Origin of the sequence: Pseudomonas sp. (assembly GCF_037994325.1) — a bacterium.
In the GTDB taxonomy this organism is placed as follows: Bacteria; Pseudomonadota; Gammaproteobacteria; order Pseudomonadales; family Pseudomonadaceae; genus Aquipseudomonas.
The window spans coordinates 1-20,716 of record NZ_JBBNAH010000006.1 but is presented as its reverse complement, the minus strand read 5'-3'; the positions used below and the strand labels follow the sequence as shown (position 1 = coordinate 20,716).

The window sequence follows — 20,716 nt, the reverse complement described above, 5'->3', positions numbered from 1 at the left end:
CCCCAACCCTCTCCCGCAAGCGGGCGAGGGGGCTTTACCGAGTTGTTGGGGCTATCTCCGTTCTTCTCCCCTCTCCCGCAACGGGCGAGAGCGCTTTACCGAGTTGTTGGGGCTATCTCCGTTCTGTTTCCCTCTCCCGCTTGCGGGAGAGGGGCTAGGGGTGAGGGTCGAGGTTTACGCGGCCCCCGCTTAACCTCGGTAATAACGACTCTGCGGCCGCCGCAGCCCCAAATTCTCGCGCAAGGTACTGCCGCTGTACTCAGTGCGAAACAACCCCCGCCGCTGCAACTCCGGCACCACCAAGTCAACAAACTGCTCCAGCCCCTCTGGCAAAAACGGCGGCATGATGTTGAAACCATCTGCGCCGCCCTGGGTAAACCACTCCTCCAACAAATCAGCAATCTGCAACGGCGTTCCCACGGCGGTGTGATGTCCGCGCGCACCGGCAATTTTCAGGTAAAGCTGGCGAATGGTCAGGTTCTCGCGCCGGGCCAGGTCGATAAACAAATGCTGGCGGCTCTGCATGGCATTGCTGGTTGGCAGTTCAGGCAACGGTCCGTCGAGGTCGTACTCGGACAGGTCGAAACCACCGGCCATGCCAGCCAGCAAACCCAGCCCAACACTTGGCTCCACCAGGTCCTGCAGCTGCGCGTATTTGTCTTCGGCTTCGCTCTGGGTCACACCAATCACCGGCGAAATGCCGGGCATGATTTTCAGCTGATCAGCCGTGCGCCCGTACTGCGGCAAACGGCCCTTGAGGTCGGCGTAAAACGCTTGGGCGTTGGCCAGGGTTTGTTGGGCGGTAAACACGACTTCGGCGGTGCGCGCGGCCAGCACTTTGCCCGGTTCCGAGGAGCCGGCTTGAATCAGCACGGGGTAACCTTGCGGCGAACGCGGAATGTTCAGCGGGCCGCGCACTTGGTAGTGCTCGCCCTTGTGGTTGAGGGTGTGCAAGGTGCCTGGCTGAAAGTAGATACCGCTGGCTTTGTCGCGCACAAAGGCATCGTCGTCCCAGCTGTCCCACAGGCCAGTGGCTACGTCGATAAACTCTTCGGCACGTGCGTAGCGGTCGTCGTGTTCGAAGTGTTTGTCGCGGCCAAAGTTTTGCGCTTCCTGGTCCAGCGCCGAGGTCACCAGGTTCCAGCCGGCGCGGCCGCCGCTTAAGTGGTCGAGGGAAGCGAATTTGCGCGCCAGCAGGTAGGGCTCGTTGTAGCTGGTCGATACCGTGGAAATCAGGCCGATATGTTCGGTCACCGTGGCCAGACCGGAAAGCAGCACCAGCGGGTCAAACACATCGCCCGTGGCGGTGTATTTACCCAGGGTTTCGTTGCCGAGCATGGCCAGGTTGTCGGCGAAGAAAATCGCGTCGAATTTGCCGCGCTCGGCGGTCTGCGCCAGGCGTTTGAAGTGGGCGAAATTCAGCCCGCCGTCGGCGTAAGCACGGGGGTGGCGCCAGGCGGCCAGGTGGTGGCCGCTGCCCATTAAAAAGGCACCGAGGGTCAGGTGTTTGGCGTGGCTCATGGCGACCTCAGAAGTCATATCGCAGGGTTACGCCAGCGGTGCGCGGCTGCCCCAGCGAGGCGGTGTACAGGCCGTTGGAAGCCGTGCCGACGGCTTGGTAATACTCTTTGTCGAAGGCGTTTTTCACCCACAGCGAGGCATCCAGCACGCCGTCGCCGTAATCCACGCGCACGCCGGTGGAGAAGTTGGTCAGCGAGTAGCCATCAATGGTCGCCAGGTTGGAGTTATCCAGGGTGCCTTCGGCTTCTGAGCGATAGCTGTAGCTGCCGGTGATATAGGGCTCGAAGCGGTTGAACTGGGGAAATTTGTATTCGGCATTGAGGTTGCCGATCCAGCGCGAAGCACCGGCCACGCGCTCGCCACTCAGGTCGCAACTAGTGCCGGGTGCTTCGGCCGGGCACGGGGCGTCTTTGAAGTCGAGGTAAGTGACATCGTTAAACGAGCCATTGGCATTGATGGTCAGGCCACGTACCGGCAGCACCGAGGCTTCGAACTCGACGCCGCGCGAGCGCACGGTGCCGGCGTTGGTCAGCAACTGGTAGCCGGTGGCCGAGCCTGGCGGCTGGTAGTACGAAGTGGCTTGGTAGCCGTTGACCCCGGTCCAGAAGATATTGCTGTTGAACTGCAGGCGGTCGTTGAACAGCTGGGTTTTGATCCCCAGCTCCGCATCGTTGGCGCGCTCTGGGCCGACCAACAGCGAGTCGGCACCGGCGGTTGGCGCCGAGGCGATGGCCAGGTTCACGCCACCGGACTTTTCACCGTGGGATAACGAGGCGTAGCCCAGCACGTCATCGGTAAAGCGGTAGCTCAGGCTGAGCAAGGCCGACGGTGCAGCGTTATGCAGGCCGATTTCGCCACTGTCGTAGGCGCCGACTTGCGAGGCGCGTACGGCATTGCCGTCCACCACCCCGGGAATCACCACCGCCGTGCCGCCGCCCACAGGGGAGAAGCGGCGAACGTTGGCAGTCTTCTCTTCATAGGTGCCGCGCAGGCCGGCGGTGAAGTCCAGGCGGTTGCTCAGGTGCCAGGTGGCTTGACCAAATAGCGCATAGCTTTCGGTATCCACTTTGCCTTGGCTTTCGGAGTAGATGTTGTTTAGCGCATTGAGGTTGGCGCCAATCAGGTTAAGGTCGGCCAGCGGCCCCAGGTCGCTGAAGATGCGGTTACCCAAGTCCTGCTTAAAGGCATAGGCGCCGACCACGTAATCGAAGTTTTCACCCTTGGGCGAAGCCAGGCGAATCTCTTGGGAGAACTGCCGGTCGTGCACTTCATAGCCGTAATCCTTGATCACCGAAACGTCGAGCTGATCGGCGTCGTTGGCCGGATTGAAGTGCCAGTAGCGGTAGGCGCTGATGGAAGTCAGGGTGTAGCCGCCGGCCAGATTCCAGTTGGCCTCCAGTGAGCTGGCGTTCTGGTGCACGCTGACATTCTGCCGGCCATCGATATTGCTGCGGCCGATTTGCGGGTTGGCGCCGACCAACGTCGCGCGATTCCAGAAGGTTTGCCCAGCGCCATAAATTACGGCGCTGCCGCTGCTGGAGTTTTCTTCGTTGTACTCGTTAATCCAGCGCAGGCTGAAGTCGTCGTTGGGTTTGAACAGCAACTGGCCGCGCAAGCCTTCGCGCTCGCCGCCCAGCAGCTTGCGGTTGTCGTAGTCGTTATCCAGGTAGCCGTCGTCACGGGTGCGGTAGAACGACAGGCGCCCGGCCAGGGTGTCGTTCAGCGGGCCGGATACCGAGCCCTTGGTTTGCACATAACCGCGCTCACCGCCCGACACCTCAAAGGTGCTCTCCGGCGTAAAAGTTGGGCCGCGGGTGGTGATGTTCAGCACCCCCGCCGTGGTGTTTTTACCGAAGAGCGTGCCTTGCGGACCACGCAATAACTCAAGCTGCTCGACATCCAATAAATCGAACGCGGCCATGCCGGGGCGGCCAAGGTAAACGTTATCCAGGTACACCCCGGCGCTGCCTTCCAGGCCATCACTGGCCGGGTTATTACCAATCCCGCGCACCGCCAGGCTCGATACCCGCGCATGCACATAGGCGACGTTTACGCTGGGCAACGCCTGCTGCAAATCCTGAATGCGGTAGACCTTCTGGGTCTCCAGATTGGCGCCGGAGAGGGTGGTGATCGGCGTCGGCACTTCCTGCGCGGCTTCTTCGCGGCGGCGGGCAGTGACTACGACGGTTTTCAGTTTGGGGGCATCTTGCTCGGCGCTGCTGGCGGTCGCTTCAGTGCTTTCAGCATCAGTTGCTTCAGCGGCCAGCAGGGTGCCGGGCAAAGCCAGCAACACCGCCAACGTCAGCGGTTTAAGGGCCGATTGCGGCCAATAGGGTGAACGGTTCATACCAGCTCCTTAAAAGAGAACCGCGCAGGCCCCATGGCAGGCCCGGCATCTCGGTGTTGCAGAGCATGGTAAGAAGCGCGAAGCGTCAGCAGCGGGCTTTGCCGGACAAGAGATGGTCCGAAATGGACAACGGGGTACTGCGGGACGTAGCGCAAACTGCCGGTCACAGGGTGTGCCGCTCCGCGCTCCGTTTGCGCACCAGATCGCCGTCTTATTCGAAACGCTGGATCCCCGACAGAGCCCTCCGTCGTCCCCGCGCAGGCGGGGATCCAGAATCGCCAAGCGGCCGCAGACGGTGCGCACAGCACACCGTACGAGGCGTTAGACCGCCAGGGCCAACGGTGACATAACCATCGCTGCTTTGAGCCGCTGCGCCGTCAAAGGCGTAACGCCTTGGCTGGCCTCATCGCGCCGCCACTGCCCAGGGCTGCACCCGGTCCAACGGCGAAACGCGCGGTTAAAGCTGCTGGGTTCGTTAAAGCCCAAGCGGTAGCAGATTTCGTTGATGGAGCAGTGCGATTGGCGCAGGTAGGTGATTGCCAGTTGCCGGCGACTTTCGTCGAGCAGCTCTTTAAAGCTGCTGGCGTGTTTGTTTAGGTGGCGGTGCAGGTTGCGCACGCTCATGCCCAGCTCATCGGCGACTTTGCTTTGCTGCACTTCGCCAAACGGCAGTTGCCGCACGATAACGCTGCGTACACGTTCGGGCAGGTTGCTGCGCCGTTGCCGTTCAAGGTACTCGCTCATCACCGTGTCCAGGCCGCGGGCAACGTCACTGTTGCCGGTACGCAACGGCGCCAGCAGGGCGTTGTTGTTGTATTCGATAGCATTGACCGCCGCGTCGAACTGCACCGGGCAACCGAGTAACTGTTCCCAATGCTGTGGCTGCGCCGGCGCGGGACGGGTGAGCAAAACACGCTTGACCACCGTCAGCTCACGCCAGGTTTGCTGGGTGAATTGCACGGCGCAGGCGATAAACGCTTCGGTGGCAATACGCTCCACTTCCACGCCTTCGGCCACGCCGTAAATCAGCCGGGTAACGCCCGGTAACCGCTGGACCTGCATCTCGGCCGAGGTGCTGATCACCGAGGAAAACCGCACCGAACGCTCCAGCGCCTCGATCAGGGTGTAGCTGCTTTGCATGGCGAAAAACAGGCCGTGAAAATCGGTCGGGTAACCGCAACGCGCCACGCGCAAACCAAAGCACTGATCGCCAGTGACACGCAGCGCTGCACGCCAGAGCAGGCTCATATTGGCTTGGGCGATGCGCTGGTTGGCATCGTGCAGGCTGTGGGCGTCAATGCCAGCCTCACGCAGTAACGGTGCACTGGCGATGCCCTCAGCCTCCAGGGCGCGAACGATAACCTGGGCCCAGGTGGCAATGGTGTCGATGCGGCGCATGGTTCCCCTCCCCTGCGTGCGCTGACTTAACGCGAGGCCTGCGCGACGCTGGCCTCGCTGCCTTGCAGGGCGGCGTCGAGGAAGGCCGGTTGCGCCCAGTCTTTAACGTCAAAGCCCTTGCGAATCAGCTTTTGCTCCAGGGCCACGTTCACGCCGTTTTGCAGGTTGCCGAGAAACTCCGCATCCAGTTGCGGGGCGAAGATTTTCACAAAGGATTGGTTGCCGGCGTCGGCGCTGAGAATGCTCGCTGGGTAGCCCGAGAGCTTGGCGACCAAATCGATATAGGCCTGCTTGTGCTCTTCGTTGCGCAGCCAGGTCACTGCCGGTTGCTGGGCTTTAAGCAGGCGTTTAACGATATCCGGGTGGGCATCAACAAAGGCGCCAGTACCGACCAGAACGGCCTGCAAACTGCCGGCGCCATTGAGGTCGGTGGTGCTCACCGGCACTTCGGCCAAGCCACGCGCTTGCAGGGCAAAGACGCCGGGGCCGGTCCAGGTGGCATCGATCTGTTTGGCCGCCAAGGCAGCGCCAGCGGCGTTGTAATCGAGGTTGATGACTTTGAAATCACGCTCGGTCAGGCCCTTGCTGGCCAACGCGGCATCAAAGGACAGCTGCGTAGCGGTGCCACGGAAAATCGCCACGCGCTTGCCTTTGAGGGTTTCCAGCGAGGTGATGCCGGAGCCCGGCAATACGCCGAGGTACTGGCGCACATCGCGGGCGGTGGCGCTCAGCAGGCGGGTATCCAAGCCATTGGCTTTACCGACGATGGCCGGCAAATCGCCGAGGTAAGCCAGGTCGACCTGACCATTGGCCAGCGCTTCGTTGACCGCCGGGCCTGCGCCTTTAAAGAAGGTCCACTGCACTTCGATGCCGTCGGCGGCGAATTCTTTTTCCAGGTCTTGGCGGTCACGCAGCACATCCACCACGCCAGCTCCGCTGGGGGTTTTGCCGGCACTGATATCCGGCACGGCGATGCGGATTTGCTTGAGGTCAGCAGCCTGCAAACCGCTGGCGGCCAGGGCCAATAACACGGTCAAGGATTGAGCCGCAGCGCGGCGAAACAACGGGGAAAAGCGCATGGGAGAACTCCTGCGTCAGGTGGGCAGCGGACTGCCGAAAGCGTGCAGGCAATGTAATGACCTGAGTCAGGGGGAATAAAATAATTAAAACTTGGATTTTAAGCGCTTAAACGAATAAGCAGATGGCACGGGGGTTCCGCAGCGGGGATAAACCAAAGGCATGGAAAATATGCCGGAAAGGTATGCCGCTCAACGTATTGGCGGATATCGCTTGGTGCGCGCAGCACACTCTACGGCGAACGCGGTCGCGCCTCGCAGGGTGTGCTGTGCGCACCAGCGGCCTAGCGCGGGAACACCGGCTGGCGCGCGGGCTTCTTGCCGCCCTTGCCGCCTTTACCCTTGCCGCCTTTGCTGGCCTCGTGACGAGCCTGAGCATCCTCTTTGCTCTTGGCAAACGCGGCGGCCTTGGCCTGTTCGCGTTTGTCCCACGGGTTACCGCCATCGCTGCCACGCGGTGGCAGGCCGGTGTGCTGGGTCAGGATTTTGGTTTCCTTGGCCACTTTATGGCTACCGGCTGGCGTCGAGTTCTTCCGCCGCGCGCTCTGGTAGCTGTCAGTGGCCGGCTGGTGCAGCGGGATCAGTTGGTTTTTACCCGGCCCGATCAGGTCGCCACGGCCCATACGCAGCAGCGCTTCACGCAGCATTGGCCAGCCTTTCGGGTCGTGGTAACGCAGGAAGGCTTTGTGCAGACGGCGCTGCTCTTCGCTCTTCACAATGGTCACGCCGTCGCTCTTGTAGGTGACCTTGCGCAGCGGGTTTTTGCCCGAGTGATACATGGCGGTAGCGGTCGCCATAGGCGAGGGATAGAACGCCTGCACCTGGTCTGCACGGAAGCCGTTGCCCTTGAGCCACAGGGCCAGGTTCATCATGTCTTCATCGGTAGTGCCCGGGTGCGCGGCGATAAAGTACGGAATCAGGTACTGCTCTTTGCCCGCCTCTTTCGAGTACTTCTCGAACATGCGCTTGAACTTGTCGTAGGAGCCAATACCCGGCTTCATCATCTGGTTCAGCGGACCTTCCTCGGTATGCTCCGGGGCGATCTTCAGATAACCACCGACGTGGTGGGTAACCAGCTCTTTCACATATTCAGGCGATTCCACCGCCAGGTCGTAACGCAGACCCGAAGCGATCAGAATTTTCTTCACGCCAGGCAAGGCGCGGGCGCTGCGGTACAGCTGAATCAACGACGAGTGGTCGGTGTTCAGGTTTGGGCAGATGCCGGGGAACACGCACGATGGCTTGCGGCACGCCGATTCGATTTCCGGGCTCTTGCAGGCGATGCGATACATGTTGGCGGTGGGTCCGCCGAGGTCGGAAATCACCCCGGTAAAGCCTGGCACTTTGTCGCGGAGTTCTTCGATCTCGCGAATGATCGACTCTTCCGAGCGGTTCTGGATGATGCGGCCTTCGTGCTCGGTAATGGAACAGAAGGTGCAGCCGCCAAAGCAGCCACGCATGATGTTTACCGAGAAACGGATCATGTCGTAGGCGGGGATTTTTTCCTTGCCATAGGCCGGGTGCGGAACGCGCTGATAAGGCATGCCGAACACGTAGTCCATCTCTTCAGTGGTCATGGGAATGGGTGGCGGGTTGAACCACACGTCCACTTCGCCATGCTTTTGCACCAAGGCGCGAGCGTTGCCCGGGTTGGTTTCCAGGTGCAGCACGCGGTTGGCGTGGGCGTACAGAACCGGGTCGTTACGCACCTTTTCCATCGACGGCAGGCGGATCACGGTTTTGTCGCGGGTCATGCGCGGGCTGGCGAGAATCTGCACCACTTTCGCTTCTTCCGGATCATCAACCGGCCCCTTTTCCTGCTCGATGGCGCAGGCCTGGGTGTCCTGGGTATTTACGTAGGGGTTGATGATTTTGTCGACCTTGCCCGGCCGGTCGATACGGGTGGAATCCACTTCGTACCAGCCCTGCGGGGTGTCGCGGCGAATAAACGCGGTGCCGCGCACGTCGGTGATTTCTTCGATTTTCTGCCCATAAGACAGGCGCTGGGCCACTTCAACAATGGCACGCTCAGCGTTGCCGTACAGCAGGATGTCAGCGCTGGCGTCGATCAGGATCGAATTGCGCACGCGGTCTTGCCAGTAGTCGTAGTGGGCAATGCGGCGCAGCGATGCCTCAATACCGCCAAGGACGATCGGCACGTTTTTGTAGGCTTCTTTGCAACGCTGGCTGTACACCAGGCTGGCGCGGTCCGGACGTTTGCCGGCCAGGCCACCGGGGGTGTAGGCGTCGTCTGAGCGGATTTTTTTGTCGGCGGTGTAGCGGTTGATCATCGAATCCATGTTGCCGGCCGCGACGCCAAAGAACAGATTCGGCTCGCCGAGCTTCATAAAATCGTCTTTGGACTGCCAGTTCGGCTGGGCAATGATGCCGACGCGAAAGCCTTGGGCTTCGAGCAAACGGCCAATAATGGCCATGCCAAAGGACGGGTGATCCACATAAGCGTCACCGGTAACGATGATGATGTCGCAGGAATCCCAGCCCAGTTGATCCATCTCTTCCCGGCTCATTGGCAGGAAAGGTGCAGGCCCGAAACACTCGGCCCAGTACTTTGGATAATCGAATAACGGCTTGGCTGCTCTCATGGGGTGACCGTATGGCGGTTGCGGTGAAAATCGCGGGCGCGGAATATAGCACAAAAAATGTACAGAGCCCGACCTTATCAGTCAGCTACTGGCCGATGGATGACGACAAATGTCCTACTTAGCCTGTGATCAGATTCGCATTCGATGGCTATACTCGACGCAGTTTTTATCGCCCCGGCCGCAGCGCTTGGGTACAAGGAGTGTTGCGGTGCGGCTGAACATTGTGCAGATGTGTCTGTATGCCTTGCTGGTCGCGTTTTGCGGTCAATCGTTCGCGGCTGCCCCCGTGCTGCTGGACAGCACCAGCAGTGGCCTGGCCCTTAACGGGCAGATTGAGCTGCTGGAAGACGTCGGCGCCAAGCTGAATATCGCTGATATGGCTGACCCCACCGTTCAGCAGCGCTTTGTTCCGGCCAATGGCAAAGCCAGCGTAGGCCAGAGCCGCAATCCGTGGTGGATTAAAGTCAGCCTGCAACGGCGTAGCGAGGCGCCGCAGCACTGGTGGCTGGAAGTCGGCTCGGTTACCCAACTAAATATGCAGCTGTACCTGCCCGGTCCCCACACCAGTTGGACACAGCGCCAGGGCGGCGAGGTGGTGAACTACGCCGAGGGCCGTGACCATCCTTATCGCCGCACCCTATTCAAGCTTCCCGAGCTGGGCGAGGAACCGCTGACGTTCTACCTGCGTACCTTCGACCCCGCGGGCAATTCCTTTCCGTTAAAAGTCTGGCAACTGGACGACCTGAGCCAACTGGCCGCCAGCGAAAATATCGGCCTGGGAGTTATCTACGGCATCATCACCGCCCTGCTGCTGTACAACCTGTTTATCTTCTTTAGCCTGCGCGACGCAGCGTACTTCTGGTATGTGCTGGCCACCGGCGGTGCGCTGCTGTTTATCGTCAGCATGACCGGCCATGGTTTCCAATACCTGTGGCCGAGCCACCCGGTACCCGTCTGGCTGGACCGCATTGTGCTGCCGTCGCTATGGGGCATTTTCGCCTCGCGCTTCACCCAAACGCTGATGCAAACGCGCCGCTACGTACGCTGGGCGCACCACCTGCTAAACCTGGCCTGCGTGGTGTATGTGGTGGCCATCGCCCTGGACTTTTTCGGCCAGCGCGGCGCGGCAGCGTGGATTATTGCGCTGCTGTCGTTTACCAGTATTCCGGCGGCACTAGGCTCGGCGTTTATCCGCTGGCGGCAGAACTATTTTCCGGCGCTTCTGTACCTGTGCGGCTACGGCCTGATATTGGGCAGCACCGGGCTGTTGCTGCTGCGCACCACCGGCGTAGTGCAGCCGGCGAGTTGGAATGCCTATGTATTTCCGCTGGCGGTGGCGGCGGAGTCGATTCTGTTCTCCTTTGCCCTGGCCTATCGCATTCAAACCCTCAAGCAAGACCGTGCCGATGCGGTGGAGCAAGCAGACCGGGAAAAGACCGCGCGCCTGGCGCAAATTCAGGCCAGCGCTGAAGAGTTGAAGGATGCGGTAGAGCGGCGCACCGCCGAACTGGCCCAGGCTAACCAACAGCTGCGTGAACGTGAGCAAGCGCTGCAACACGCCGCCTTTCATGATCCGCTCACCGACTTGCCCAACCGTCGCTACCTGATTGAGCGTGTAGAAAACGCCCTGGCCGACGCCCATCGGCGTCAGGAGTCGGTGGCCTTGTTGCTGGTCGACCTCGACCATTTCAAACCGATCAACGACCGTCACGGCCACGATGCCGGTGACCTGATGCTACGCACCATCGGCCAACGCCTGCGCGAGCATGTGCGCAGCAACGATATGGTGGCGCGTTTGGGTGGTGATGAATTTGCCATTGTCATTAGCGGCCCGGAGGCGGAGCAGCACGCCCAGGAAATTGCCGTGCGCCTGCTCACCGAGCTGGCGCGGCCGGTGCTCTATGGCGCGAATAATCTGGCGGTGACCATCAGCATTGGCGCCGCTTTGTTCCCGCAACACGCCAAGCAATTCGCCGGGCTGTATAAAGCGGCAGACGAAGCCCTTTACCAAGCCAAAAGCCAAGGCCGTTCCGGCTGCATCATGCGCGGCAAAGATGGCGCGTTAAGCCCGGAACAATGCCTGTTCCTTGATGTGCTGCAGGTGCCGACGGGGTTGGTATAAGCCCGAACGTAGGGTGCGCGCACTCTGCGCACCAAGGGATTTCCCGTGTACGCATAGGTGCGCACACGACCTCATTCGATGTAATGGCGCGGCACTCGCCCCGTCACCTTGGTCAGTAGCTCATAGCCAATACTGCCGCAACGCTGCGCCAGCTCGTCCACCGGCAGCTGCGCGCCCCATAACTCGACCGCATCGCCTAACTGCGCGCCGGCCACGTCGGTGAGGTCGATGCTGAGCATATCCATCGACACCCTCCCCGCCAGTGGCACGCGCTGGCCACGTACCACCACTTCAGTGCCGGGCGGCGCATGGCGAGGGTAACCGTCGGCATAACCGCAGCTCACAGTGCCGAGCAGCGACGGTCGTTGTGCCACCCAACTGGCACCGTAGCCGACGCTTTCGCCAACCGGCACCTCACGCAGGGCGATCACTTCGGCGGTCAGGCTCATAACGGGGCGCAAGCCGAGCTCTTTGGCGCTTAGCTCGGCAAACGGCGTGGCGCCGTAGAGCATGATGCCGGGCCGCTGCCAGTCCATATGCGCAGCCGGAATGGTCAAGAGCGCGGCCGAGTTGGCCAGGGAGCGTTGGTCAAACTCCAGATCCAACAGGCTAAGGAACTGCTCGACCTGCTGCTCGTTCAGCTCATGGCCGCGCTCATCGGCACAGGCGAAATGGCCAAGCAGATTAAGCTCGCCGACATTGGCGCTGGCGGCCAATGTGCCATGCCACTCGCGCAGCGCGGCGGCAGAAAAGCCCAAGCGGTGCATGCCGCTATCGAGCTTTAGCCACACGTTCAGCGGCTGCACCAACGCTGCTGACAACAACGCCTCGGCCTGCGCCACGCTGTGCACGGTCACATCCAGATTTAACGCCGCAGCCTGCTGATATTCGCCAGCCTGAAAACAGCCCTCCAACAGCAACAGTCGCGCCTTAGGGTTTACCTCACGCACCACCTGCGCCTCTTCCAGGCAACACACGGCAAAACCGTCGGCATCTGCCAGCGCCGCCACCACTTCGCGCAGGCCGTGCCCATAGGCATTGGCCTTGACCACGGCAAAGGCCTGCCGGCCCGGCGCGCAGCGATGGGCGACGGTGTAGTTATGGCGCAGGGCGCTGAGGTCAATGGTGGCAACTAGCGGGCGCATGGCGAACTCGACAGCAGGGAAAAATGGGATCGGCATCTTAGCGCAGCAGGACACAGAAATATCTTTGCAGGCTACTGACAGAAGGCTGTCAGTAGCCCCTAGGCAGAGTGGCCCTCAGCAGCTCGGGGCTACACCTCGCAGGCCGCCTACCCCTCTCTACAACGCCAAGGAATGAATGCCATGAATGCCGTGAACTGGTTCGAACTGTATGTCAGCAACTTTGACCGCGCCCACACTTTTTACCAGCGCGCGCTGGATGTGGAGCTGCCGATTGTCGATGGTCCGATGTCGCGCATGGGGATTTTCCCTGGCGAGGAAAATGGCGGCGTTGGCGGCTGCATCAGCGCGATGCCCGGCATGCATCCAGGCACGGGCGGCACCCGCGTGTACCTCAACGTAGAAGGCCAATTGGACGCCGTGCTGGACCGTGTGCCCAATGCCGGCGGCATCATTTTGCAGCCGCGCACCGAGATTGCCCCGCATGGTTTCATCGCCTTGATTAAAGACAGTGAAGGCAATAGCGTGGGGCTCCACAGCGTGTCCTGAATAAATAACCCGAGAACGCCATGAGACGCGCCGACCGCCTGTTCCAGATTGTGCAATTCCTGCGCAGCCGCCGCCTGACCACCGCGCAGTGGCTGGCTGAGCGCTTGCAGGTGTCGGTGCGCACTATCTATCGGGATATCCAGGACTTATCGCTCTCCGGCGTGCCGCTGGAGGGCGAAGCCGGGGTTGGCTATGTGCTGCGCCAACCCATGGACCTGCCGCCGCTGATGTTTGAACGCGAAGAAATCGAAGCGCTGATGATCGGCGCCAAGATGGTCAAGGCCTGGGCCGACCCAGCCCTGCAACATGCCGCGGAATCGGCACTGGCAAAGATTCACAACGTGCTGCCAAGCGAGCTGCGCAGCGAACTCAACCGCCATAACCTGTTTGCCCCGGAAACCAACCTCTACCCCGTGCACTGGCTCGGCCAGCTACGCCTGGCCATCCGCCAACAACGCAAACTGCAACTGGGCTACAAAGACGAAAAAGGCCAGAGCAGCGAACGCTGCATCTGGCCTTTGGGGCTGTTCTTCTGGGGGCAAACCTGGACGCTCTGCAGCTGGTGCGAACTGCGCGGCGACTTCCGCAACTTCCGCATTGATCGGCTGGATACCTTGAGCGATACCGACGAGCACTTTCAATGCGGCGAAGGCCAGCGCCTGGAAGACTATCTGGCGCCCTATGTGGATGCCGACTTTATCTCGCCGCATTACAAGGTCTGAGCTAAGCGATTTCGGCAAGACCGTAGCGAGCGGCGTTCTGGCAAGGAGCCCGGAGCGGGCTGTAGCCCATGAGGACACGAGCACCGTGCGACGCAGTCAGAACCTCGCACAGTAGGTCTTACTCGTCGTCGTCGAAGTTGTAGCTACCGGGCGCCAGATTCTCGAAGCGGGTGTACTTGCCCAAGAACGCCAAACGAATAAACCCGATCGGACCGTTCCGCTGCTTACCGATAATGATCTCGGCTACGCCTTTGTGCTCGGTTTCGGGGTGATACACCTCGTCGCGGTACACAAACATGATTACGTCGGCGTCTTGCTCGATAGCACCGGATTCACGCAAGTCGGAGTTCACCGGGCGCTTGTTGGGGCGTTGTTCCAGGGAGCGGTTGAGCTGCGAGAGCGCCACCACCGGGCAGTTGAATTCTTTGGCCAGGGCTTTTAGCGAGCGAGAGATTTCGGAAATCTCGTTGGTCCGGTTGTCGCCGCTGGAACCGGGGATCTGCATCAGTTGCAGGTAGTCGATCATGATCAGGCCGACATCGCCGTGCTCACGCACCAAGCGGCGGGTACGCGCGCGCATTTCCGAGGGGCTGATGCCAGCGGTATCGTCGATAAACAGCTTGCGGTCATTGAGCAAGTTGACTGCCGAGGTCAGGCGCGGCCAGTCGTCATCGTCGAGCTGCCCGGAACGCACCTTGGTCTGGTCGATGCGGCCAAGCGAGGAGAGCATACGCATCATCAGCGATTCGCCTGGCATCTCCAGCGAGTACACCAGAATCACCTTGTCGCTGCGCAGTACGGCGTTTTCCACCAGGTTCATGGCGAAGGTGGTTTTACCCATCGACGGACGACCCGCGACGATGATCAAGTCGGCGGGCTGCAGGCCGCTGGTTTTGTCGTCCAGGTCGGTGAAGCCGGTGGACAGACCGGTGATGCCTTCGCCGGTATTGAACAGCTCATCGATACGGTCGATGGCCTTGGTCAGCAGCGCATTCACGCCGACGGGACCACCGGTTTTTGGCCGCGCTTCGGCGATCTGGAAGATCTGCCGTTCGGCTTCATCGAGAATTTCCGCGGCCTGCCGGCCCTGCGGGTTAAACGCGCTGTCGGCGATCTCGCTGCTGATGCCGATCAGCTGGCGCAAGGTGGCGCGCTCGCGAACGATCTGCGCATAGGCCTTGATGTTGGCCACCGACGGGGTGTTTTTTGCCAACTCGCCCAGGTAGGCCAGGCCGCCGGTTTGTGAGGTCTGGCCTTCCTTATCGAGCTGCTCGGAGAGCGTCACCACGTCAAACGGCGAGTTGTGGTCGGCCAGCTTGGCGATGGCGCGGAAGATCAGGCGGTGGTCATGCCGATAGAAGTCGCCGTCCGACACTTGGTCCAGCACCCGCTCCCAGGCGTTGTTGTCGAGCATCAAACCACCGAGCACAGCCTGTTCGGCCTCGATGGAATGCGGCGGGACTTTTAGCGCGGCGGTTTGCAGGTCGAACTGTTCGGGATCGGAGATATCGTTCATGGCCACAAGAAATCAGATTGGAAAAAACAGGAGATACAGAAAGACAAAGGGCACGATCTGCGTGTGCAGATCGTGCCCGATGTAAACCGCAGGCACCAGAGGTGCCAGGCGATTGGTATTGCTTAAGCAGCTACCACGACAACACGGACAGTAGCTTCAACGTCGGAGTGCAGGTGCACAGCTACGTCGAACTCGCCCACGTGACGAATGGTACCGTTCGGCAGACGCACTTCAGCTTTAGCCACTTCCACGCCAGAGGCGGTCAGGGCGTCAGCGATGTCGTGAGTACCGATGGAACCGAACAGCTTGCCTTCATCACCAGCGGTGGCAGTGATGGTCACTTCCAGCTCAGCCAGTTGAGCAGCACGAGCTTCAGCCGAAGCTTTCTTCTCAGCAGCCAGTTTTTCCAGCTCTGCACGACGCTCTTCGAACGCAGCAACGTTCGCAGCGGTAGCGGCAGTTGCTTTGCCTTGCGGCAGCAGGAAGTTACGGCCGTAACCAGCCTTAACATTCACTTTGTCGCCCAGGTTGCCCAGGTTGGCGATTTTTTCCAGCAGGATGACTTCCATTTGGGTCTTACCTCTTAACTTTTAACCTTCACCGTTCGCGGGCCCTGGGCCTTTGTTGCGCGCCATGCGTCCGCGAAAATCAATCAGACTGTCGATCACAGCCAAGAGACAAATCAGGTTGCCGAGTATCAGTACCGCCAAGTACAGCGCCACCACCCAGAAGGTGGAGAGCCGCTTCATTTCTATCAGGCCATGGCCTAGGGCCAACCCTGCGAAAAACAGCGGCACCGTACACAGCGGAGCCAACACCGCGAAGCCTGGCCCCAGCGCCGGTGCAAACAACACACCGAGCAGCAAGCTAACGGCTAGCGCGGGCTTCAAACGTATTGCCCGAAACTCCAGGCCGAAGCCACCAGGGTTGAACAATGCAGCTTGCCAATAACGAGCAAGCACCAGGCAAAGCACACACATCAACTGCAACGATGAGGCTAAAAACCCGGGCAAGGCCGCTACAAGCGACGCTTGCACATCGGCGAGCTGTTCGGCGGGGATCTTCGCCTCGACCGCATACTGAGAGAAGACTGCGCGGATAAACTCCGCCATTCCCTTCAGCATGTCTGCCGAAACCACTTCGATCACCTGAACAAACACCGCACCTAACACAACACTGGCCAGCAACACCCAGGTCCAGGAAGCGGTGACGCGTAACACCTGCGCCAACACCAGCGTGCCTGCCACCAGCATGAGAGTCGTCGGCTCGCCGACATACCACCACACCGCAGCGGGCAACAACGCCCAAACCCATACGCTGAACGCGTCAGCTGCACCGCGCCGCAACAAAATCAAAGCTGCTGCGGCAGCGCTCAACCAAATCAACAGCGGCAATGCCGCACTACCTACCACTACAAGAGTGGCCTGCATGCGACCACGCATGATGAACTCAGCTATGGCGCGCATACGATTTATCCCTTACTGCGTAAAGACCTTCTGGTCTCAGCGGCCGTGGCTGTCGGTGTAGGCGAGCAGGGCCAGGAAGCGGGCGCGCTTGATAGCGGTAGCCAGCTGACGCTGATAACGAGCCTTGGTACCGGTGATACGGCTTGGAACGATTTTGCCGGTTTCAGAAACATAGGCTTTCAGCGTGTTGAGATCTTTGTAGTCGATCTCCTTCACGTCTTCAGCGGTGAAACGGCAGAATTTACGACGACGGAAGAAACGTGCCATGAGATTGGCTCCTCAATAGATCCGTGGATTACTCGTCAGCGTTGTCGCTGTCGCTGTTGTCGCTGTCATCGCTGTCGCCATCGATAGAATCGGCTTCAGGACGGTCACGACGCTCGCGGCGCTCGCTGCGGTTTTCTTCAGCCTTGAGCATCTCGGACTGACCAGTTACGGCTTCGTCACGACGGATGACCAGGTTACGGATTACGGCATCGTTGTAGCGGAAGTTGTCTTCCAGCTCAGCCAGGGCTTTGCCGGTGCACTCAACGTTCAGCATCACGTAGTGAGCCTTGTGAACATTGTTGATTGCATAGGCCAGTTGACGACGGCCCCAGTCTTCCAGGCGGTGAATTTTGCCGCCGTCTTCTTCGATCAGCTTGGTGTAACGCTCAACCATGCCGCCGACTTGCTCGCTCTGGTCCGGGTGAACCAGAAAGATGATTTCGTAATGACGCATAAATGCTCCTTACGGGTTGTAGCCTGCCGCCAGGGCGGTCAGACAAGGAGTGAATGACACTGTTAGCTCACCGGACAAGAGGGCACGTAAGCGCCTGCCGTCACGGCAAGGGGCGCAATTGTAGAGAAGGGGGCTGGGGGGCGCAAGGCAATTGGCGATTATTTGAACAGCGCGTAGGGCAAGACCTAACAACGAACCGTAGGTTGGGCTGCAAAGCCCAACACCAGTGAATTGGCACGGCCTGAAGGCTTGATGTTGGGCTTCGCCTGCGGCGCAACCCAACCTACGGGACTATTTCTTAGCCTTGGCCTTAACACTGCGCTGGCGCAGCGCTTCAAACAGGCAGACACCAGTGGCGACCGACACGTTGAGGCTGCTGACGCTACCGGCCATAGGCAGGCGCACCAGGTAGTCGCAGTGGTCGCGGGTCAAGCGACGCATGCCTTTGCCTTCGGCGCCCATGATCAGGATGGTCGGCCCGGTCAGGTCTTGCTCGTACAACTCCTGCTCCGCCTCGCCGGCAGTACCGACGATCCACAAGCCGCGCTGCTGGAGCTTTTCCAGGGTGCGCGCCAGGTTGGTCACCGCCACCAACGGAATCACTTCCGCCGCACCGCACGCGACTTTGCGCACAGTGGGGTTGAGGGTTGCGGACTTATCTTTCGGCACAATAACCGCCAGCGCGCCGGCGGCATCTGCAGTACGCAGGCACGCGCCGAGGTTATGCGGATCCGTCACACCGTCGAGCACCAGCAACAGCGGCGGGCCTTCGCAGCGATCGAGCAATTCCTCGAGCATGGCCTCGCCCCATACCTGGCTCGGACTGACTTCCGCCACCACGCCCTGGTGCACGCCTTCCACCCAGGCATCCATTTCGCGACGCTCGGCTTGGCCGACCGCTACCCGCGATTCTGCCGCCAACTCCAGCAGCACCTGCACGCGCGGATCGTTACGCCCCTCCGCCAGCCAGATCTGTTTGACTCGCTTGGGGTGGTGACGCAACAAAGCTTCTACGGCATGCACGCCGTAGATTTTTTCCAACTGACTCATGCTTTGCCCTTAGGTTTACGCGCGCCGCTTTTGCTCGGGGCAGCGGGAGCCGCTTTCGATGGCCCTTTGCGATGGCTGCTGGGCTTGCTCGCACTGCTGCCTGCCTTGCCTTTGCTTTTTGCTTCGGCCAGCAAGGCGCTTTTTACTTCGCGACTGCGTTTTACATCGGTGCTGCCAGTGGACGCGCTAACGCGCCCCGGTGCCGCATTAGCTTTTTCCGCACGCTCACGCGCGCCGCCTTTGCTGGCAGGACCTGTACGGCCTTTACGCGCAATCGGCGCATCAATGGTGGCTTGAGCCAGTTCGAAATCGATCTTGCGTTCATCCAAGTCCACGCGCATGACTTTGACGTCAATGCTGTCGCCCAAACGGAAGCTGCGACCGGTGCGCTCGCCAGCCAGACGATGGTGAACCGGGTCAAAGTGGTAGTAGTCACCCGGCAACGCGGTGACGTGCACCAAGCCTTCGACGTAGATGTCTTTCAGTTCAACAAACAAACCAAAGCCAGTTACTGCGGTGATCACGCCCGGGAAGCTTTCGCCCACGCGGTCTTTCATAAACTCGCACTTGAGCCAGTTCACCACGTCACGGGTGGCTTCATCGGCACGGCGCTCGGACATCGAGCAACTCTCGCCCAACTGCTCCAGCGCGGCTTCGTCATACGGATAAATACGCGCCTTCGGAATGACCATTGCACCAGCACGCTTAACGTGTGGGGTATCGGCCTTGGAGCGGATCACACTGCGGATGGCGCGATGGGTCAACAGGTCGGGGTAGCGACGGATCGGCGAGGTGAAGTGAGTGTACGCCTCGTAATTCAGGCCGAAGTGACCCTGGTTATCGGCGCTGTACACCGCCTGGCTCAGGGAACGCAGCATCACGGTCTGAATCAGGTGGTAGTCCGGGCGCTCACGGATGTTCTCCAGCAAGAGCTGGTAGTCCTTTGGCGACGGGCCGTCTTTGGACTTGGCGCGTTGCAGCGACAACCCCAACTCACCCAGAAACGCTTTGAGCTTTTCCAAGCGCTCTGGCGGCGGACCATCGTGCACGCGATACAGCGCTGGAATTTCATGCTTCTTGAGGAATTCGGCAGTGGCAACGTTAGCGGCCAGCATGCATTCCTCAATCAGCTTGTGCGCATCGTTACGGGTAGTCGGACGGATCTCGGCGATCTTGCGACCGGAGCCGAAGATAATCCGCGTTTCCTGGGTCTCGAAATCAATCGCACCGCGCTCGTGACGCGCAGCGAGCAATACCTGATACAGCGAATACAGCTGTTTGAGGTGAGGCACCACGTCGCCGTACTCGTTGCGCAGCTCTTTGGCTTCCGCGCTTTTCGGCTGCTCAAGAATGGTGCTGACCTTGTTATAGGTCAGGCGCGCATGGGAGTGGATGACCGCTTCGTAAAACTGGTAGTCGGTCATCTTGCCGGTTTTGGAGATGCTCATCTCACAAACCATGGCCAGACGATCCACTTTTGGGTTCAGCGAGCATAGGCCGTTGGAGAGCTCTTCCGGCAGCATCGGCACCACGCGCTCGGGGAAATACACCGAGTTGCCACGCACCACAGACTCTTCGTCCAGGGCCGAACCGATCTTCACATAGTGGGAAACGTCGGCAATGGCGACATACAGCTTCCAGCCACCGGAGAACAGACCCCACTTGCTGGCGTTTTTCTCACAGAACACCGCATCGTCGAAATCGCGGGCGTCTTCGCCGTCGATGGTCACGAATGGCAAGTGACGCAGATCGATGCGTTTTTCTTTGTCCTTTTCTTCCACTTCCGGCTTGAGCTTGGCGGCTTCTTTAAGCACCGCCTCTGGCCAGACGTGGGGAATGTCATAGCTGCGCAGCGCCACGTCGATTTCCATGCCCGGCGCCATGTAGTTGCCGACCACTTCAATCACATCGCCCTGAGGCTGGAACCGCGGTGTCGGCCAGTGGGTGATTTTCACCTCAACAAATTGACCTTGCTTGGCGTTGGCGTTACGCCCTGGGGTGACCAGCACTTCCTGCTGAATCTTCGGGTTGTCGGCGACGACAAAACCGATACCGCTTTCTTCGTAGTAACGACCGACGATGGATTCGTGGGCGCGGGAAATCACTTCCACTACCGCACCTTCACGACGACCGCGACGGTCGAGCCCGGTGACACGGGCCAAGGCGCGATCGCCATCGAACACCAGACGCATCTGCGCGGGGCTCAGAAACAGGTCGTCGCTTTTGTCGTCCGGAATAAGAAAGCCGAAACCATCGCGGTGGCCACTGATGCGACCGAGGATCAGGTCCAGCTTATCTACCGGGGCGTAGGTGCCGCGACGGGTATAGATCAGCTGACCATCACGCTCCATCGCACGCAGGCGACGACGCAGCGCTTCCAGTTGTTCTTCAGTGGTGAGACCGAACTCTTCCACCAACTGCTCGCGGTTGGCCGGCGAACCGCGATCAGCCAGATGCTGAAGAATCAGCTCACGACTTGGGAT

General features: G+C 60.2%; 16 protein-coding genes. 3 read left to right on the top strand and 13 right to left on the bottom strand.

What is annotated here, in order from left to right; all coding sequences use genetic code 11:
• Nucleotides 1-189 precede the first annotated feature (189 nt).
• The 5 genes from AAAB16_RS00190 to AAAB16_RS00170 form a co-directional block, all read right to left on the bottom strand.
• The gene (locus AAAB16_RS00190) at nt 190-1,521 is read right to left on the bottom strand and encodes an LLM class flavin-dependent oxidoreductase (RefSeq protein ID WP_340661506.1); all 1,332 of its coding nucleotides are present in this window, start codon (nt 1,519-1,521) and stop codon (nt 190-192) included.
• Nucleotides 1,522-1,528: 7 nt separating this feature from the next.
• Nucleotides 1,529-3,868 (bottom strand): TonB-dependent receptor, encoded by a 2,340-nt coding sequence (locus AAAB16_RS00185; protein WP_340661505.1) that lies wholly within the window; start codon nt 3,866-3,868, stop codon nt 1,529-1,531.
• A 321-nt stretch (nt 3,869-4,189) separates the two neighbouring features.
• A complete protein-coding gene (locus tag AAAB16_RS00180) occupies nt 4,190-5,266 on the bottom strand; it encodes an AraC family transcriptional regulator (RefSeq protein WP_340661504.1) in 1,077 nt (358 codons plus the stop codon).
• Nucleotides 5,267-5,292: 26 nt separating this feature from the next.
• Nucleotides 5,293-6,345 (bottom strand): ABC transporter substrate-binding protein, encoded by a 1,053-nt coding sequence (locus AAAB16_RS00175; protein ID WP_340661503.1) that lies wholly within the window; start codon nt 6,343-6,345, stop codon nt 5,293-5,295.
• 281 nt (nt 6,346-6,626) lie between these two features.
• Nucleotides 6,627-8,945, bottom strand: coding sequence for a YgiQ family radical SAM protein (locus tag AAAB16_RS00170; RefSeq protein WP_340661502.1), 2,319 nt, complete (start codon nt 8,943-8,945; stop codon nt 6,627-6,629).
• A 229-nt stretch (nt 8,946-9,174) separates the two neighbouring features.
• Between AAAB16_RS00170 and AAAB16_RS00165 the strand changes: the two genes are divergently transcribed.
• Nucleotides 9,175-11,067, top strand: coding sequence for a diguanylate cyclase (locus tag AAAB16_RS00165; RefSeq protein WP_340661507.1), 1,893 nt, complete (start codon nt 9,175-9,177; stop codon nt 11,065-11,067).
• 71 nt (nt 11,068-11,138) lie between these two features.
• Here AAAB16_RS00165 and alr read toward each other — a convergent pair whose 3' ends face one another.
• A complete protein-coding gene (alr, locus tag AAAB16_RS00160; RefSeq protein ID WP_340661501.1) occupies nt 11,139-12,212 on the bottom strand; it encodes an alanine racemase in 1,074 nt (357 codons plus the stop codon).
• A gap of 180 nt (nt 12,213-12,392) precedes the next feature.
• Here alr and AAAB16_RS00155 point away from each other — a divergent pair, with 180 nt between their 5' ends.
• Together AAAB16_RS00155 and AAAB16_RS00150 are read left to right on the top strand one after the other, a co-directional pair.
• A complete protein-coding gene (locus AAAB16_RS00155; protein ID WP_340661500.1) occupies nt 12,393-12,758 on the top strand; it encodes a VOC family protein in 366 nt (121 codons plus the stop codon).
• A 20-nt stretch (nt 12,759-12,778) separates the two neighbouring features.
• Nucleotides 12,779-13,480 (top strand): YafY family protein, encoded by a 702-nt coding sequence (locus AAAB16_RS00150; protein ID WP_340661499.1) that lies wholly within the window; start codon nt 12,779-12,781, stop codon nt 13,478-13,480.
• Between the two features lie 118 nt (nt 13,481-13,598).
• On the opposite strand, the gene dnaB is transcribed toward AAAB16_RS00150, so the two are convergent.
• From dnaB to rnr, 7 genes are all read right to left on the bottom strand, one after another.
• Complete coding sequence (dnaB, locus tag AAAB16_RS00145; RefSeq protein WP_340661498.1) at nt 13,599-14,996, bottom strand: replicative DNA helicase; 1,398 nt, start codon at nt 14,994-14,996, stop codon at nt 13,599-13,601.
• Between the two features lie 122 nt (nt 14,997-15,118).
• Entirely contained in the window at nt 15,119-15,565 is a 447-nt protein-coding gene (gene rplI, locus AAAB16_RS00140; protein ID WP_108097884.1) for a 50S ribosomal protein L9, read from the bottom strand.
• Nucleotides 15,566-15,586: 21 nt separating this feature from the next.
• On the bottom strand, nt 15,587-16,462 hold the full coding sequence (locus AAAB16_RS00135; RefSeq protein WP_340661497.1) for a hypothetical protein: 876 nt from the start codon (nt 16,460-16,462) through the stop codon (nt 15,587-15,589).
• A gap of 36 nt (nt 16,463-16,498) precedes the next feature.
• Nucleotides 16,499-16,729: a 30S ribosomal protein S18 gene (gene rpsR, locus AAAB16_RS00130; protein WP_002551829.1), complete on the bottom strand. Its 231-nt coding sequence runs from the start codon at nt 16,727-16,729 to the stop codon at nt 16,499-16,501.
• 28 nt (nt 16,730-16,757) lie between these two features.
• Nucleotides 16,758-17,183, bottom strand: a complete 426-nt coding sequence (rpsF, locus tag AAAB16_RS00125) for a 30S ribosomal protein S6 (RefSeq protein ID WP_108097886.1) — start codon at nt 17,181-17,183, stop codon at nt 16,758-16,760.
• Between the two features lie 291 nt (nt 17,184-17,474).
• Entirely contained in the window at nt 17,475-18,233 is a 759-nt protein-coding gene (rlmB, locus tag AAAB16_RS00120) for a 23S rRNA (guanosine(2251)-2'-O)-methyltransferase RlmB (RefSeq protein WP_340661496.1), read from the bottom strand.
• Nucleotides 18,230-20,716, bottom strand: a 2,487-nt coding sequence (rnr, locus tag AAAB16_RS00115; RefSeq protein ID WP_340661495.1) for a ribonuclease R, incomplete at its 5' end; no start/stop codon positions are given. The genes rlmB and rnr, both read right to left, overlap by 4 nt.